Below are 17,019 nucleotides of genomic sequence, written 5' to 3' on the forward strand. Positions count from 1 at the left end.
TTAAAAAAATGTAACTTGAAATGTAGTATGACTCAAAACTCAGATCCTTATGAAAATGCAGTAGCGGAAAGGGTAAATGGAATATTAAAACAGGAGTTTATGATTGACGCTTACCATCTTGAATTATCATTAATGAAAAAGCTGGTAGCGGAGGTTATAAATAAGTATAATCAAATCAGGCCACATTGGTCAAATTATATGCTGACTCCAAACAAAATGCACCTGCAAAGCAGTATCAAAATGAAAACCTATAAAACAAAAAACAGAAGTAACCCGAAAGCTACTTCTGTCTAAAAAAATGTATTTTTACTATTATTAATCCTGTATCGTTATTTTAGGACTAGTCATTGGTATTTCTAAAGCTATTTATGCTTCATCGTTGCTTAGTGCATTCCACCCTCTTGATTTAAGCGGGATTTTGGTATTGGCACGGGTTATAAGGTGTGTGCCCTCACTTTGCTGGGTCAGGTGCCCAATGATGGTAAAGTTAGGGTTGCCCTTTATTTTATCATAATCATCCTGCTTAATGGTAAAAAGCAGTTCGTAGTCTTCTCCGCCGTTTATAGCTACGGTGGTAATGTCTATATTAAACTCCTCGCAGGTATTGATAAGCTGCGGATCAACCGGAATTTTTTCTTCATACAGGTTGCAACCTACCCCACTCAGCCTGCACAGGTGCATAATCTCGCTGCTCAGTCCGTCACTCACATCAATCATGCTTGTAGGGGCAATTTCAAGCCCTTTTAAGATGGCTTTTACATCGGTACGTGCTTCGGGCTTCAGCTGGCGCTCTATAAGGTAGCTATAGCCATCTAAATCAGGCTGGTTGTTTGGGTTAACCTGGAATACCTGTTTTTCGCGTTCCAAAACCTGAAGGCCCATGTATGCAGCACCCACATCGCCGGTAACCACAAGCAGGTCGCCATCTCCGGCACCGTTGCGGTAAGCCAGGTCTTCGGCATCAGCCTCGCCTATGGCGGTAATGCTTAGTATCATCCCTTTTTGTGATGATGTGGTGTCGCCCCCCACTATATCTACATTGTAGCCTTTTGCAGCCAGCTTGATACCGTCGTACAACTCATCAAGCGCCTCAACGGGAAAGCGGTTGCTCACAGCAATGCTCACGGTTATTTGGGTAGGCGTGGCGTTCATGGCGGCAATATCGCTCAGGTTTACCACCACGGCCTTGTAGCCCAGGTGCTTTAGCGGCATGTAGCCCAGGTCAAAATGCACGCCCTCGATAAGCAGGTCGGTACTTATTACCACTTTTTTATCTTTAAAATCAAGTATGGCGGCATCATCGCCTATGCCTGTAAGGGTAGACGGCTGCTTGATTTCTATATTTTGCGTAAGGTGCTCTATAAGCCCGAATTCGCCCAGAGCGGCAAGCCCGGTGCGTTGCTGGTTTTTGTCTTCAATCATTTTTTTAGAGTTGCAAAGTAGCAGAGTTACAAAGTGACAAAGTTACAATTAAGTCATAAGGTTAGAAAACCGAAAGTTATAAAGTCAAATCTATAACTTTTTAGAAACCTCATCCCAATCAAGGAGCCGTTGAGGATTTTCTTTAGATTTCTTTACTCTACTCAAAACCAAATCCTGATGTGATTGTGTAATTTTATCATCAGAATCTAAATGCCCGCGGTAGCGCTCCATGATTTTCAGTACGTTTTCCTTGAGTTCTTCGGGTTCGAGTATGGTGGCATAATCGGCATACATTAAGTACCAGCGGGGAAACCACTCGGTTATATTTTGCGATTCAAACACCATCTCCACCCCATCGGGTGTTATAGTTTCGCTCACAAACCCGTGATAGTAGCGGTCGTTGCTTAAAAAACGGACTTTATCTGCCCGCACCAATATCCGTACGCGGGTGGTGGGGTATTGTTGTTTTTCGCGCTGGATGTAATGTTCCAGCGGCTGGTGCTGTTTTGTAAACGGCTGCTGTGTAAGCTCTATAGACTGTACCCTATCAGTACGGAATTGCCTGTAATCGCTGCGCAGGTGGCAATAGGCCATGGCATACCAGTTGCTGTGGTCGTGAAATATGCCCACGGGCTCTATAATGCGCGTGCTGGCCTGATTTGCATCAAACGCCTGGTAGTGCAGGTTGACACATTTCTTTTCGGCTACGGCGCTGAAAAGCACCCCCAGCGCGTTGGGCACTGATAGCTGCGTAACAGGAAACGTTTGCTGCATGAGTACGTTTTCTTCCATATGTTGCAGCCAGTCTTTGTCTACCTCTTTTAAAATGGCCTTTATTTTAAACATGGCGCTGTTATAGCTTTCGCCTAAACTCTTATCGGTAAACTTTTGCATGAGCTTTTCGGCGGCAATAAAGCTGGCGGCTTCCTCGCGCGTAAACATTACCGGCGGCAGCCTGTAGCCGTCAACTAATGAGTACCCCGTTCCGGCCTCGCCATACAGCGGCACGCCCGAAGCTTCAAGCGTACGGATGTCGCGGTATATGGTGCGCAGGCTTACACCGAAACGTTCGGCCAGGTCCTGCGCCTTTACCACCTTGCGCGATTGCAGCTGGATGAGTATGGCAACAATGCGGTCGAATTTTTTAGGGTTGTCGTGCATGGGTTACCAATTATTCAGAGCGTGTAAGAGATTTTCAATCCAGCCCTTAAAGCGCGGACATTTTTCGATAATAATTTCTATCCCCGTTAATTCAGCAATATTAATCCCATCCACTGTCTTCTCATACCGTTGTCCATGTAACTCATAGATAGCTTTAAGCCTATTTGATGGAGCACCTGCTTCTGTGCCATTAATATCTTCTACATTACCATATTGCCTGGTTACTGCCAAAACATCATTTATTATCTTTTCATCTTCAAGATAAAATCCCTCTTCCGGATTGGAGAAGAAAAGCGTTTCCATTTCATGTTTTTGAATGTACGGAATGAAAAAACGGTAAGGAATTACAGTTTGGACTGCATCATTTAGTTTTTGCTGTAAATAGTCTATTTTATCATCTGTCAAATTTATACCTAAACAACCTGAATAGCCTGGAAGTTTTGTTTCACTATTTAATCTAAAAAAGTCAATTAATGTTGTAACAATAGGTTGGTTTGAATAATGTAGTACTGGCTCTACTGTATTTAAAAAATGTTGAATATTGTTAAATCCGTGCCCGCCACCGCTCATTGTAATAATCAAAGCCTGCAAATGACCATTAATGCCTTGCTTATAGAAATAAGGAATTAAAATTTGTTCAACAAACTCTAATTCTGTTTCACCTTCTACTACAAAATATAAATCCCTCATGGCCGTGCACCTATTACATTTTTAATCCATAGGTCTCCCATGCTGTAGTCCTGAAGCCAGTTTTGCAAACTTTCGTTTTCAAGCCTTTTAAATTCTGATTGGCTGTTCCCCCTATCAACGGTAATTATATCTTCTGCATCAAAATTATTCACAAGGTTTACTGATTGAGTTGATATAATTATCTGGCTTTGCGCAGAAGCTTTTTTTATAAGACCTGCTAATTTGTTGATAGCAACAGGATGTAATCCAAGTTCAGGCTCATCAATAATAATTGTTTTAGGAAGCTCAGGTTGCAATAACAGTGTTGCCAATGCAATGAACCTTATTGTACCATCTGAGAAATGACTTGCATTAAAATAATTTTCAGGATGATTTTTCTCAATCCATTCTAAAGTTATTCTTGAAGAATTGAGTCTGTCAGGTTTTAAGTCAAATCTCTCAAAAAAAGGCGCAATAGATTTTACAATCCTTTCTATTTTTTTGAAATTTGCGGGATAGACTTCTTGCAAATAATATAGAAATGATGGTAAATTGCTGCCATTCTCCTTCAGGTACGAATTGTCATTTAGTTGACTCGCAGATCTTAAAGGCGCGTCACTACTTGTGTCGTGAAAATGATATATTTTAAAAGATTTCAAGTATAAATTTACATAAGAGCTTATTCCAACCGTACTATTTCTTATAAAGCTTTCATCACTATTACTATTTATTCCATTCCATGCCCAGCCATGCCCATACCACGCAGGATTGCCTCCCTTAGATTTATTAAAACCTGTTGATTCTTCTGATATAAATAATTTATTATCGTTAGTAGGCTGCAATTTAAAGCTGTAAGCATTAGTTTCGTTAAACTCAACATGGGCTTCAATAAATTCAGTTTGTCTTCTCCCAAAATGGAGTAAATTATCTGCTCCTTCAGTTTTTGAGTAATTCTCAAGCCTTTGTTCGTAAATAATATTTAGGAGTTTGAAAAAAGAAATAAAATTAGATTTACCTACACCATTTGAACCAATAAGTACATTTATTGGCTTCAATTCCAAATCTAATTGTCTTATAGATTTATATCCTTGTATTTCTAACTTGTTTATCATTGATAATATTAATACTCAAACTTACAAAAAAAACCCGGCACATCTGCACCGGGTCTATAATTCAAAATTCAGAATTTAAAATTCAAAATAACCTTTAGTCATTCAGCTTCAGTACCGCCATAAACGCTTCCTGCGGAATCTCAACGTTGCCCACCTGGCGCATACGTTTCTTACCTTTTTTCTGTTTTTCAAGAAGTTTACGCTTACGCGAAATATCACCACCGTAACACTTGGCGGTAACGTCTTTGCGGAGGGCCTTAACCGTTTCGCGGCTGATAACCTTAACGCCAATAGCCGCCTGTATAGGAATATCAAACTGCTGGCGCGGGATAAGCTCTTTCAGCTTTTCGCACATTTTTTTACCAATGTTGTAGGCATTGTCTTCGTGAATCAGGGCGCTAAGTGCATCTACCGGCTGTGCGTTAAGCAGCACGTCAAGGCGTACCAGTTTAGAGGTGCGCATGCCAATAGGCGTATAGTCAAACGAGGCGTAGCCTTTAGAAACCGTTTTAAGCCTGTCATAAAAGTCGAATACAATCTCGGCCAGCGGCATATCAAAGGTAAGCTCCACACGCTCTGTAGTAAGGTACGTTTGGTTAGTAATCAAACCACGTTTCTCTATACAAAGGCTCATTACGTTGCCCACAAAATCAGATTTTGTAATGATGGTTGCCTTAATGTATGGCTCCTCTACATGGCTTAGCTTAGACGGCTCAGGCAGGTCGGAAGGGTTATTTACAATAATGGGTTTTTCAGGCTCTTTCTTGGTATAAGCGAGATACGACACGTTAGGCACGGTAGTAATAACCGTCATGTTAAACTCGCGCTCCAAGCGTTCCTGTATGATTTCCATGTGCAGCATGCCCAGGAAACCGCATCGGAAACCAAAGCCCAGCGCCGCAGAGCTTTCAGCTGCAAACACCAGTGAAGCATCGTTAAGCTGCAGTTTTTCCATAGAGTTGCGCAGCTCTTCATAATCTTCGGTATCAACCGGGTAAATACCGGCAAATACCATGGGCTTTACGTCTTCAAAACCGCTTACCATGTTTTGGGTAGGGTTTTTGGCATCGGTAAGCGTATCGCCCACCTTAACCTCGCGTGCTTCTTTTATACCGCTTATCAGGTAGCCCACGTCGCCGGCGCTAACGGCCTGCTTGGGTACCTGGTTTAGTTTAAGTGTACCAATTTCATCGGCAAAATATTCGTTGCCGGTAGCCATAAATTTAATTTTCTGGCCTTTTTTTATGGTTCCGTTCTTTACACGAAAGATAACCTCAATACCACGGAATGGGTTATACACCGAGTCGAATATAAGCGCCTGTAGCGGCTCTTCCGGGTCGCCCTTTGGAGCAGGGATACGCTCTATAATAGCCGCAAGTATATTTTCTACACCAAGGCCTGTTTTGCCAGACGCAGGGATAATATCCTCAAGCTTACAGCCCAAAAGGTCTACAATATCATCGCTTACCTCCTCAGGGTTGGCGCTTGGCAGGTCGACTTTATTAAGTACGGGGATTATTTCCAGGTCGTTTTCCAGCGCCAGGTACAGGTTGCTTATGGTTTGTGCCTGTATGCTTTGTGCGGCATCTACAATAAGCAGTGCGCCTTCGCACGCTGCAATAGAGCGCGATACCTCATAACTAAAGTCTACGTGGCCCGGGGTATCTATAAGGTTAAGTATGTATTGCTCGCCCTTGTAGGTATATTCCATTTGTATGGCGTGGCTTTTAATGGTAATACCACGCTCACGCTCAAGGTCCATATTGTCCAGTAGCTGTGCCTGCTGCTCGCGCGCCGTTACGGTTTGCGTGGCATCAAGAAGCCTGTCTGCCAGGGTACTTTTACCGTGGTCTATGTGGGCAATAATGCAAAAATTCCTGATATGCTTCATCTTCGTCTGTTATCTCTTTTCTGTTCCTTTTTCCTTCGACAGGCTCAGGATGACATCCGGAGGCTGTACTGTATAAAGGTACGGGAATTAATGGGCAAATATAGTTAAAGTTAGCGAGTTGCAAAGCAGGGCAGTATCAAATAAAAAAGGCACATACAGGTTTGCTGCATGCGCCTTTTTAACAAGTGTATTTAGGTAACGTTTATACTGTGGCTTTTTTTTGCCTTGTGGCGGCATAACCTATAATACCGGCAGCCAGTACACCGGCATATACATAGCCGTTAATAGGGGCTGTTGATGTAGATTCATCATCTACGGTTTCCTGAAAACCCGGCTGTGCGTTTATGCTTAGCGGGGCAAACATCATAAACAACAATGCTGTAAGGGCATAGAATCTTTTCATGGGGGTTACAATAGTGTTCATAGCTTTAGTGTTTTACGATTATTTTTGAGTTATATACTTTTGAGCCTGAAGTTATTTCTACCATATACAGACCATCGGTAAGTTGGGTTTGGGGGGTAATAGTAAAGGTATCGCCGGCAGGTGTAGCCTGTGCAGCTATTGCCTGGCCCAACTGGTTGTAAAGCGTTACGGTAATTTCTTCGGCACCGGCAAGCGCCACATTAAATGTTGAGCCTGTTGCAGGGTTAGGATATACCGAGAACTGTGCAGCAGATGGGTTATTTACAGAAAGGGTAGACTGGAATACAACTTCAAACCTGCCTTCGGCAACAGAACCGGCTTCGCCTTCGGCAACCGTAAAGCTGTAAAGCGTTTCGGCGTTGTTTTGCAGCTCTGTAAGCGTGTTTGTATGATTATCTTTAAGCCATGCTGAAACTCCGTTTAAACCATTTGTATTAGCCTTAAATGTATAGTTAGCCGCTCGGTATGTAGTAGCCGAAAGCGCAAGGGTTTCGCCATCTACCGGCATTGCCCTGCTTTCGTAGCTCAGGTTTTGGCCATTGGTTACAAGTGCTATACTTTCATCCTGGTTAGCAGGTTTTTTAGCATCAAAAGCGTCAACATCATTGCTGTATGCATCATCAAAGCGCACTACAAGGCCGTCTGCCGAAGGGCCGTTAGCCGCAAGGCTTTCATCTGTATATAGCGTAAGTGCAATTGCAGCGCCTTCGTTATCAGAATTTGTCCTGTACAGGTTAGGTGTACTGGTGCCGTTTGTGTATTTATGAGATTCCTTAAACGTAAGCCATGCAGTTCCTTCAGCAGCTGTTTCTACAAAAAAAGCCTGACCCGGGTGCAGGTATTTATTAGCGACTGAACTTGGGTTTGAATTTGTATTGGCATCTACATTTACAGTTACATAAGCACCCCTTGTGTTAACGGTTGGGTCCCAAACGTAGTAAAAGTTTGCATTAACATTTGTTGCACCGGCATCTGCAAGCAACTCCTGTACATCTACAGTTGCCTGGTATGGGTTGCCCACAAAGTTAAACGCACCGGCTGCGGGGCTAAGGTTGCTTACCAGTACATTTCCGGTAGTAAGTGTACCTGTAGTGCGCAGTGTGGTAGCAGTAGCAACTGCTGCATTACTGGTTTGGTCTACAGCCCTGTCTCCACGCACCAGCATCCTGTATGGCACACCGGCTTCAAGATCTATATTAGTAGTAGTAACAGCCTCCCATGTTGCGGTTTCATTATCAAAGGTAAACAGCGATGGGTTGTTAGAGCCCGAAGCATCAAAGCCGTTAGCTGCACCACCTGTTCCTGTAATATCTGTACCAAGACCCACAGGGTCTGTAGCCGGGCTGCCTTCCTGCCAGTTGCTGTTTATTGTTCCGCCGGTTGTAGGCGAGCTAAGGAAACGGAATGCCCTGCGCGCCGGAATATAACGCTCTACCGTTACATTACCCGCAATGCTGCCGGCAGATTCTGCAACCTTGGCGGTGTTTTGTGCATTGCTTTTAAGGGTTAAGGCATTTGATGTATTGAATGTACCGTTTTGCAACGTTAAAACACCGTTTACTGCAAGCGCACCATTAAGTGTTACACCCTGGGCGTTGTTTGTAGTAAGGCTGTAAACCGCACCGTTAAAAAATGCACCGGCAGGCAGCGTTTGTGGTGTAGTACCTATAAAAGACACCGTACCACCCAAAGCGCTTATGGTATTACTTGCCGATACAGTGCCCGATATGCGCAGCACACCATATCCGTTAAGGGTAATAGAGGCATCATTATCTACTGTTATATTGCGGCATTCGGCCGAACCATCCTCGCCGTCAATAACCGGGTAGTTGCCCGATGTGTGTACAATCTGTACATCTGTTTGCAGTGTAGGGATTGCATTTAACGACCAGTTAGATACATTGTTCCAATTGTTGTCTATAGCCCCCGTCCACACGCTTGTTTGTGCAAACGTGCCAAGTGTGGCAAATAAAGCTATTGCCAGCACTGAAGTTTTTTTTGTAATAATTTTTGTCATAGTAGCATCAATATTTTGGGTGTTGAATGATACTACAAAGAACTACGGATACGGGTTAAACCATTGTTTTAAACCTGTTAAAAACCGCTCGCTTTCAGTTAATTATTAATTAAAAAAAATAACGCTTTGCCAAATTCTCTTAAGATGAAAAGCCACTCAAAAAAAGCCACAAAAAAAGTGCGTGCTGTAAAACACAGCACGCACCTGGTATTGGGGGTAAAAATTATCTCGACCTATCCTTCCGGCTCTATCTTCCAGGGGGTGTGGAAGACCGTAATATCCGGATTCGTCTAATTAAAATATGATTTTTTTGCTAACCTTGCCTGTAGTTGTTGTAACTTCTACAATTACTACCTGCTGTGCAATGTTAAGGCTAACAGCAGCCTCGGTTCCTGTAGCAGCACCGTTGTAAAGCTCCCTGCCACGGATATCGAACACTTTAACACCTGTAAGCTCAAGAGAACCACTGTTTACGTTAATAGTGTTTGTGCCGTTTTGTTTGTATACATATACACTGTTTAGTTCAAAACCAGGGTTGCTAAGGGCATCGGTTACATAAACCACCTCAAACCTGTCTGCAAATTCGCCTGCACCTGTGTTAAAGATATAGTCTCCATCTGCAAGGTTGTAGGTTGTACCCAGCATTTTGTCTTTAAGATATATTTGCTGGCCTTCGGCAAACAAACCGTCTTTATCGTTAAGGCTTATTGTATACTGGCCTGCTGTAGCTACGCCGAAGCCCATAGGCACCACGTCTGTCTGGTTAAACTCAGGCCTTGCCTGTATGCTAAAGTTAATGCCAGACTCTACAGAGTACATCCTCATGTTGCCTTCACCAAGGTCATAACCATCATAACCATAGTCTACACCCAGCGTGCCTTCTTCGCTGTAAGCTACAAGGGTTTGGCTATAAGCACCTGTAGCATCGCTAAAGTTTAGCCAGTAGCGAGACGGAGCGTTGTTGTTTTGTGCAGTCCTGAAGAACGGCTGGCCTGCGGTTTCTGTAGCAGTTGTAGTTGCAGGTACACGCATGCTGTTTTTAAACGTTACGTTTCCTGTTGCTGTTTCCCTAAGCTTAACAAGGAAGCCCTGGCCCGGAGAAATGATCCAAGAAGCGTTATAGGCTGTACTGCCGCCTGTGTTACCCGTGTAAAACTGCGCATTACCTTCTCCACCAAAACCAGGAGTACCAGAGTTTGTGGTAAGGCCGGCCATAGTAAGTATTGCATAACTTACCACGGTAGAGTTGTTTTTCTTCCTCCAGAAGTATAGTGCAGAACCTGCTTCTATTTTAGATGAGTTATCAGTATCGTTATAGAATGACGCTACACTTATTGGAGACGGATAAGGGTTACCAACTGCATAGTAGTGGCCTGCCTGGTTTACACTGTTAAGTGTAAGTGCAGGAGAGTAGCTACCGTTGTGTGCTGTTCCTGTAAATATACCCGGGAATACATGGGTAGCTGTACCTGCATTGTAACCGGTTATAGCTGGCAGGCTATTAGGCATACGGATAAGGTAGCCCCTTGCTGCATCAAAGCTTATTGCCGATGGGTTAGCATAATAGTGGTACTGCTCAAGGTTTGTTGTAAGAGCCTCAGGGCCTAAGCCATAGCGGTACTCATAGAAACGGCCTGTGGCAGTTTGCGGAGAGAAATCTACAAGATTTTGGCCAGATACCGGAGAAGACCAAAGTGTATAGTCTAACCTGTAAAGGGCGTTGCTGTTACGTTTTACTGTAAACACACCTGTGTTAGCTGTGTCAATTGCATTTTGCACAAGCGCACCGTTGTTTTCTACCACAAACGAACCTGTTTCGGCTACGTTTACAGCCTGTGCTACTTCAAGAGTACCGGCAGGGTCTACAGTTACTACTGCACCTTCCTGAACGGTTATTGTTTTAGCAAAGCCTTTTATGCCATATACGTGCGGCTGGAATGGTGTACCTGCCGGTATTGTTACGGTTGTAGCAATGGTAGGTATTGAGTTACAAGACCAGTTGCCTGCAAGGCTCCAGTCTGTATTTATAGTACCGGTCCACGCAAAGTTGTCATTAGTGTTTACAACAGCTACAGGAGATGTTGCAGTACCACAGTTACTGGTTAGTTTAGCCCTGTAGTATGTAGTAGCAGTACCTACGTTTGCAACGTATAGTGACGGCGTATTGTAAGTAGTGGTAGTACTTTGCAGAATATTAGTCCACTCTGAGTCGCTGGCGCCACCTGTAGACGAAACCTGCCACTGTATAGCACCTGTGTGCTCTGAAAGTGTAATGTAGGCATTACCGTTAGGGCATACTGCCTGAACAGCAGGTGTAACAACACCACCCTGTGCTGTTGCCACCACGTTATACTCCATAGGTTCAGATGTAACTACGGCACCAGGACAGTTGTTAAGGCTTGATGGGCGCGACTTAACATAATAGTATCTTGTACCAACAGTCATTGGCGGATAATAAGTAGCAGTAGTAGCACTTGCAATTAGTGTACCTGTAGTGTTATTATATACAGTATTGCTATACCACTCATAAACAGGGTTGTTGCCCAGCGCACTTACTTCAAGCGGCGGTATGTTTGCAGTTGCAGCAGTTTGACACACCGTTACATCAGGGCCTGCATTGATAATAGTGTTAAGGTAAGCGTTGTTAGAAAGCGCAGAACCCGCAGTATTAGTTATAAGGCACCTGTAAGCACCAGCATCTGAAGCATTAACAGGGTTTATAGTAAGGGTATTAGTAGTAGCACCCCAAATATGTCCTGGCACATCTACTACAGGCACTCCGTTTTTCTCCCACTGGAAAGTAGGGGTTTCAGTACCGCTTGATGTAGAAGCCACCGTTACCTGGAAGCTTGTAGAACCACCCGGGCATATAGCCTGGCTGGCTGGCTGGCCTGTAATTTCGGGTGCAGGAATCTGGAAACGGTTCCTGTTGTACGCCATAAACGCAGGGTCGCTGGTACCGCTTGGCATTACTTTAAATTTCTTGGCATCTACAGCATTTGCAGATGTTACATTAAAATCGCCAATTTTATAGGCCACCAACCTTATGTCGCGTGTAGTAGCACCAATTAGCATAGAGCCGTTTATCTGCGCCGTGTTAAGCGGCTGGCCTGTAGGCAGGGTAAAGAAGTCGCTCTTGTATTTACCTAATGAGGCAACAGAGTTAAAAGCAACCTGAACCGGGCGGCCCACAATGTTACCTGCATCATCTATAAACGAATATACAGAGTATGAACCATCTGTAGGCTCAGCAATCTGAGATACAATAATATCCGGCACACCATCGCTTACGTTGTTTGTAATAATGTTTGTAGCCTCAAAAGTAAGCACTGCAGTAGGAGGCAGGTTAGTTGTACCTGTACCTATGTTAAGGCCGCGTGTACCATCAATAAGTACATTACGTATTGTAAGGCCTGCCACGTTTGGCGCAGTAGGTATTTGTGTGTTAGGGCTACCGTCTACCCTGCTGGCTAATACTATAAGGTTTGGCCCGCTGCTTGGCACACTACCAAGAATGTCTTTAATAGGCAGTGCCCTAAAGTTTCCGGTAACAAAGTTTGAACCTGTACCTGTAGCCCCGGCTGTATATCCGGCAGCGTTTAGCACACCTGTAATATTGTCTTCATTACCGGTACTGTATAGTGTACCACCATACCTAAAGCCCATCATACTGTGTGAATTATCGGGCTGGTTAGGGTTGTTACTGGTAGATGTAGACTTCCATGCTGTTGAAGCGCCATTAGCCCAGTTAGTAACTATTTCTGTAACACCAGATCCTGCAATAGTGTAGGGCGGTATATAAGTATAGCTTCTCTCCGCAGAAAATGTAGCTGATGCCCCAGAGCCGTTAACCACCCTGTAATGACGTGTAACCTCGGCTGTGTTAGCCGCAACTACTGTCGGCAGGATAATGCGAAGCTCTGTAGCAGACACAAAAGTAGTTTGCGTAGGCAATACATAAGCAGTACTGGTTGTAGCATAGTCAGTACCGGTATATAACCTTACCGTAGATGTCGAGGTAAACCCTGTACCAATAATAGTAACACTGGTGCGGTGGGTAACCTTTTGGGGGCTATTGCCCGTAACCGACTGTGCAAAGCCCGCCGATGTAAACAAAAACAGCAAATAGCATAGCTGCCTCTGTAAAGAAGTAATTTTTCGAACCCTCATATAGTTAATTTAAAATTAATTACAAATTAAAAACCCAAATTCCACAATGCTTTTTCAACAAAAGTTAAAAAATGTTAAAGGAAACTTTTTCTTAACGAATCTTAAATTTTAAGATTTCTTTAACACTTACAAATTTAGCATACGCTACCCTGCATTTAGCACTGCACAATACTATATTCTTATATGGTTATAGCCGAAATTTATACCTCCTGCCACAACCATTGCTAACTACGATAAAGTTAAATGCGGAGTTTCAGAAAAATAAGGGGCTGTGGCATTTTTATGAAAAAAAGACAATGTTGGCTGAAAAAATTTCAAATCCTGATTTTAACATCTTAAAATTGATTGTTTTTGCAACAGAGTATCGAAATAACGGTATTTATTACACCTATAATTTCTACTTTTTTAGGTATTTTAACACTTCATCGATTTAATTTACGTCTAATCAGGTAGTGTATCGATTAAAAATCGATCTGAATTTTAAGATTGAAATGTTAAAATTTAACAAAATTTGTTAGCGTGTTTTTTATAAATTTTAACATTTATTTTAACAACTAAAAGTGGCAAATACAGCCTGAATCATAAAAAACTAAATTAGACCAATAAAAAAAGCACTTACGTTAGGGGGCGTGTAAGTGCTTGTTTTGTAAAAGTTTGGGGGACTAATCAGTATAAAATTGGGGGCAAATTCTATACATCTTTATATTTTGAAGTAGAGTTTAAGGTATCTTGGGGGCTAACCATCTCCTTATCCAACACAGCAAAGGTATGTTAAAAATCTTAACAAACCTTTAACATTTATTGTTAAAATTTATCCCACTATATATTTTTCTTATGCACGCCTTTTATTACCGCTCTAAAACGCCCTGTTTGTAAGGGTTTTCAGATTTTAAAGCCAAGTGTTAAAGTTTTAAACCGGAATTTTATGCGCACTAAATTTTAACATATACCAGCCAATATGTACTTTATGGGTTTCAATTTTAAGACTTTATAACTTAATTGTACCTTTGCACAAAAGAATGAAGATGGTTAAGATTGGGAAAATAGAGTTACCGGAGTTTCCGCTGTTGCTTGCACCTATGGAAGATGTGAGCGACCCGCCGTTTAGGAGGCTGTGCAAAATACATGGTGCCGACCTGATGTTCAGCGAGTTTATAAGCAGTGAAGGGCTTATTCGCGATGCGATGAAAAGCCGCCAGAAACTTGATATTTTTGATTATGAACGCCCCGTAGGCATACAGATTTTCGGCGGAGACGAAGAGGCAATGGCCATGAGCGCCCGCATTGTAGAAACCGTAAACCCTGACCTGGTTGATATAAACTTTGGCTGCCCTGTTAAAAAAGTGGTATGCAAAGGCGCCGGTGCCGGTGTACTTAAAGACATAGACCTTATGGTGCGCCTTACTAAAGCCGTGGTAAACAGCACCAGCCTGCCCGTTACCGTTAAAACCCGCCTGGGGTGGGACGACAGCAGCATTAATATAGACGAGGTGGCAGAACGCCTACAGGATACAGGCATTCAGGCCCTGAGCATACACGGCCGCACACGCGCCCAGATGTATAAAGGCGAGGCCGACTGGAGCCACATTGCCCGTGTTAAAAACAACCCGCGCATATTTATACCTATTTTTGGTAATGGTGATATAGACAGCCCCGAAAAAGCCGTTGAATACAAAAACCGCTATGGTGTAGACGGCGTTATGATAGGCCGTGCCGCTATAGGCTATCCGTGGATTTTTAACGAAATAAAGCATTTTGTTAAAACCGGCCAGCACCTGCCCGAGCCTATGGTCCAGGATCGTGTTGAAGCTGCCCGCAACCACCTTACATGGGCTATGGAGTGGAAAGGCGAACGTGTAGGCATTGTAGAAACCCGCCGCCATTATGCCAACTATTTTAAAGGTATTCCTAACTTTAAAGAATACCGCCAAAAAATGGTTACGCTGGATGCCGCTCAGGATATTTATGACGTGTTTGACGAGGTACTGCACAAATATGGCGAAGGCCAAACGGTGTAGCTGTACTTTTTTATAAAAACAAAACGGCCACGCAATGCGTGGCCGTTTTGTTTTGTATAGCTAAAAGGATTAATCCCTGTTTAGTTTTGCAAGAAGCTTTAAAAACTCCAGGTACAGCCATATCATGGTCATCATAAGGCCCATGGCACTGAACCACTCCATATATTTAGGCAGGCGGCGTTCGGCACCTTCTTCTATCATATCAAAATCAAGAAACAGGTTAAGCGCAGCAAGCACAATAACAAATATGCTAAAGCCAATACTGATTAGCGAGTTGCCATGGTGAAACAGTGTAATGCCAAATGCCCATGACACCACCATAGACACCAGGTAATATATAAACAGCGCCATAGTTGCTGCTATAACCACTGATTTAAAACGTTCTGTTACATTTACCACCCTGAAACGGTACAGCAGCAAACACACTATAAACGTTACAAAAGTGCCGCCTACAGCCTGTAGCACAATGCCGGGCTGCACATATACTTCAAATAATATAGAAATACTGCCTATAACCACACCTTCAAAAAGCGCATAAGCCGGAGCCAGGTAGCGCGATTGTTTTGGCGCAAAGCCTACCGAAAGGCCAATGATTAATGCTATAACAAAAGACACAATAGCCGGGGTATAAAAATTCATGCCCTGGGCTATAAGATAAAACGGCACAAGGGCACCTGCCAGTAAAAGCCCAAATAATATGGCTGTTTTTGCCATAGCGCCGTTAACCGTCATGGTATCGTTATAATCTATAACGTTAGCCGGAGAGCCATCGGCATTATAATAGGTGGTTTGCGGAGCCGAATTAAATTCTTTGTTTTTAAAAAACGGGTTGTTAGATTGCTGTTGCATTTTATATAAATTGTTAACTAAGCCAAATGTAAAAAATTTTAAGAGGAAAGTGCAAAGATGATGCCGTAAAATAAAAAAAGGGAAAACTGATAGTTTTCCCTTTTTTATGCCCCCAAAAATACCGTAAAATCTAAATTTTACTAATGCTATTTTTATAGGGCAAACATAATTTATTTTGTTTAATAGTTCCTAACCACATCCGACGAAGCGCATATAAAATCGATGAAATACAATTTTAACATTGATTTTAACACTCCTTTAACATTTTTAACACATTATTCAGTATTTGAATTACTGCAAAAAAACAGCACAGACTGGTATAATTTATGTTATTACAAATCAACATTTTGTATTTTAATTACAAATAATTGAAATATTCATTATTTAAATAACGAATTTTAACACAATGATTTGTTAACATATTTTAACAATTGTCTCAACTATCCTTCCTTAATTTTTCTTAAAGAGGTCTTAATGCCTTTTATGAGCGATGAACTGAAGCCTTCGTGCTCCATTTCGTTAAGGCCCACAATGGTGCAGCCCTGTGGCGTAGTAACCTTATCTATAAGCTGTTCGGGGTGTGCCTGTTCTTTAAGCAGCATCTCGGTAGCGCCAAGGGCGGTTTGTGCGGCAATAGCAAGGGCGGTTTTGGCATCAAAGCCTATTTCTATACCGGCCTGCATACTGGCGCGAATATAACGAAGCGCAAAAGCCGTTCCGCAGGCACCTAAAACCGTGGCGGCGTCCATAAGCTTTTCGTCTATAATAACAGCGGTGCCCACTTGGTTAAAAAGGGCTACCACCGGCTGTGCTTTTTCCATATCCTGCGGCAATGCCGAGACACAGGTAGCCGAAGCACCAAACTCTACCGCTATATTTGGCATAATACGGATGATGGCATTACTGCCCCCTGCCCTCTGGTTAAGGTGTTGCAGCGTAACACCACTTACGGCAGAGGCTATGATTTTGCCATTAAGGTGCGGCAGTATTTCATCGAGTACGGCATCCGTCTGCCAGGGTTTAATGGCAAGGATAACAAGGTCGGCCATCTCAATACCGGCAGTATTATTTGCCTGCACGTTTATGCCCTGCCCTTTAAGGCTTTCTATAAGGTGTGTGTTGCGGCGGGTAACGGTTATGTTGTTTCCTGTAGTAAACTGCGCAAGGCCTTTTGCAATGGCTGCACCCAGGTTGCCCCCGCCTATTATGTGGATGTTCATATTTTGATGATTTCTATTGATTATTGGCGTTGCACTAAGATAGCAAATTGTTGCTAATGCAATATG

General features: G+C 42.9%; 13 protein-coding genes. 3 read left to right on the top strand and 10 right to left on the bottom strand.

Going from position 1 to position 17,019, the window contains the following annotated elements; genetic code table 11:
- The coding region (locus AM279_RS13045; RefSeq protein WP_152926071.1) for an integrase core domain-containing protein at positions 1-294 on the top strand (294 nt) is incomplete at its 5' end.
- Positions 295-366: 72 nt separating this feature from the next.
- Here the strand turns inward: AM279_RS13045 and thiL are convergent.
- The 7 genes from thiL to AM279_RS13080 all read right to left on the bottom strand — a co-directional run bounded on the left by thiL (position 367) and on the right by AM279_RS13080 (position 8,696).
- Complete coding sequence (gene thiL / locus AM279_RS13050) at positions 367-1,422, bottom strand: thiamine-phosphate kinase (protein WP_054408471.1); 1,056 nt, start codon at positions 1,420-1,422, stop codon at positions 367-369.
- Positions 1,423-1,512: 90 nt separating this feature from the next.
- The gene (locus AM279_RS13055) at positions 1,513-2,583 is read right to left on the bottom strand and encodes a helix-turn-helix transcriptional regulator (protein WP_074961648.1); all 1,071 of its coding nucleotides are present in this window, start codon (positions 2,581-2,583) and stop codon (positions 1,513-1,515) included.
- 3 nt (positions 2,584-2,586) lie between these two features.
- The gene (locus tag AM279_RS13060) at positions 2,587-3,273 is read right to left on the bottom strand and encodes a DUF4276 family protein (protein WP_054408472.1); all 687 of its coding nucleotides are present in this window, start codon (positions 3,271-3,273) and stop codon (positions 2,587-2,589) included.
- Positions 3,270-4,364: an AAA family ATPase gene (locus tag AM279_RS13065; protein ID WP_054408473.1), complete on the bottom strand. Its 1,095-nt coding sequence runs from the start codon at positions 4,362-4,364 to the stop codon at positions 3,270-3,272. Before AM279_RS13065 ends, AM279_RS13060 begins: the two co-directional genes overlap by 4 nt.
- Positions 4,365-4,458: 94 nt before the next feature.
- On the bottom strand, positions 4,459-6,255 hold the full coding sequence (gene lepA, locus AM279_RS13070; protein WP_054408474.1) for a translation elongation factor 4: 1,797 nt from the start codon (positions 6,253-6,255) through the stop codon (positions 4,459-4,461).
- 202 nt (positions 6,256-6,457) lie between these two features.
- Positions 6,458-6,679, bottom strand: coding sequence for a hypothetical protein (locus AM279_RS13075; RefSeq protein WP_074961651.1), 222 nt, complete (start codon positions 6,677-6,679; stop codon positions 6,458-6,460).
- A 4-nt stretch (positions 6,680-6,683) separates the two neighbouring features.
- Complete coding sequence (locus AM279_RS13080; protein ID WP_054408476.1) at positions 6,684-8,696, bottom strand: T9SS type A sorting domain-containing protein; 2,013 nt, start codon at positions 8,694-8,696, stop codon at positions 6,684-6,686.
- A 144-nt stretch (positions 8,697-8,840) separates the two neighbouring features.
- Here AM279_RS13080 and AM279_RS20655 point away from each other — a divergent pair, with 144 nt between their 5' ends.
- On the top strand, positions 8,841-8,990 hold the full coding sequence (locus AM279_RS20655; RefSeq protein ID WP_160316449.1) for a hypothetical protein: 150 nt from the start codon (positions 8,841-8,843) through the stop codon (positions 8,988-8,990).
- Here AM279_RS20655 and AM279_RS13085 read toward each other — a convergent pair whose 3' ends face one another.
- Positions 8,991-12,866 (bottom strand): immunoglobulin domain-containing protein, encoded by a 3,876-nt coding sequence (locus AM279_RS13085; RefSeq protein ID WP_082344229.1) that lies wholly within the window; start codon positions 12,864-12,866, stop codon positions 8,991-8,993. It lies immediately after the preceding gene.
- A gap of 1,025 nt (positions 12,867-13,891) precedes the next feature.
- Here AM279_RS13085 and dusB point away from each other — a divergent pair.
- Positions 13,892-14,884: a tRNA dihydrouridine synthase DusB gene (gene dusB, locus AM279_RS13095; RefSeq protein ID WP_054408479.1), complete on the top strand. Its 993-nt coding sequence runs from the start codon at positions 13,892-13,894 to the stop codon at positions 14,882-14,884.
- A 69-nt stretch (positions 14,885-14,953) separates the two neighbouring features.
- Here the strand turns inward: dusB and AM279_RS13100 are convergent, their stop codons facing one another.
- On the bottom strand, positions 14,954-15,733 hold the full coding sequence (locus tag AM279_RS13100) for a Bax inhibitor-1/YccA family protein (protein ID WP_054408480.1): 780 nt from the start codon (positions 15,731-15,733) through the stop codon (positions 14,954-14,956).
- Positions 15,734-16,173: 440 nt separating this feature from the next.
- Positions 16,174-16,953, bottom strand: a complete 780-nt coding sequence (proC, locus tag AM279_RS13105; protein ID WP_054408481.1) for a pyrroline-5-carboxylate reductase — start codon at positions 16,951-16,953, stop codon at positions 16,174-16,176.
- Positions 16,954-17,019 lie beyond the last annotated feature (66 nt).

This window comes from Flavobacterium akiainvivens (genome assembly GCF_001278115.1).
GTDB lineage: Bacteria > Bacteroidota > Bacteroidia > Flavobacteriales > Flavobacteriaceae > Flavobacterium > Flavobacterium akiainvivens.

Excerpts from the sequence above, each read along its gene's own strand:
- thiL (WP_054408471.1), bottom strand. The coding sequence starts at position 1,422 with ATGATTGAAGACAAAAACCAGCAACGCACCGGGCTTGCCGCTCTGGGC.
- AM279_RS13055 (WP_074961648.1), bottom strand. The coding sequence starts at position 2,583 with ATGCACGACAACCCTAAAAAATTCGACCGCATTGTTGCCATACTCATC.
- AM279_RS13060 (WP_054408472.1), bottom strand. The coding sequence starts at position 3,273 with ATGAGGGATTTATATTTTGTAGTAGAAGGTGAAACAGAATTAGAGTTT.
- AM279_RS13065 (WP_054408473.1), bottom strand. The coding sequence starts at position 4,364 with ATGATAAACAAGTTAGAAATACAAGGATATAAATCTATAAGACAATTA.
- lepA (WP_054408474.1), bottom strand. The coding sequence starts at position 6,255 with ATGAAGCATATCAGGAATTTTTGCATTATTGCCCACATAGACCACGGT.
- AM279_RS13075 (WP_074961651.1), bottom strand. The coding sequence starts at position 6,679 with ATGAACACTATTGTAACCCCCATGAAAAGATTCTATGCCCTTACAGCA.
- AM279_RS13080 (WP_054408476.1), bottom strand. The coding sequence starts at position 8,696 with ATGACAAAAATTATTACAAAAAAAACTTCAGTGCTGGCAATAGCTTTA.
- AM279_RS20655 (WP_160316449.1), top strand. The coding sequence starts at position 8,841 with ATGAAAAGCCACTCAAAAAAAGCCACAAAAAAAGTGCGTGCTGTAAAA.
- AM279_RS13085 (WP_082344229.1), bottom strand. The coding sequence starts at position 12,866 with ATGAGGGTTCGAAAAATTACTTCTTTACAGAGGCAGCTATGCTATTTG.
- dusB (WP_054408479.1), top strand. The coding sequence starts at position 13,892 with ATGGTTAAGATTGGGAAAATAGAGTTACCGGAGTTTCCGCTGTTGCTT.
- AM279_RS13100 (WP_054408480.1), bottom strand. The coding sequence starts at position 15,733 with ATGCAACAGCAATCTAACAACCCGTTTTTTAAAAACAAAGAATTTAAT.
- proC (WP_054408481.1), bottom strand. The coding sequence starts at position 16,953 with ATGAACATCCACATAATAGGCGGGGGCAACCTGGGTGCAGCCATTGCA.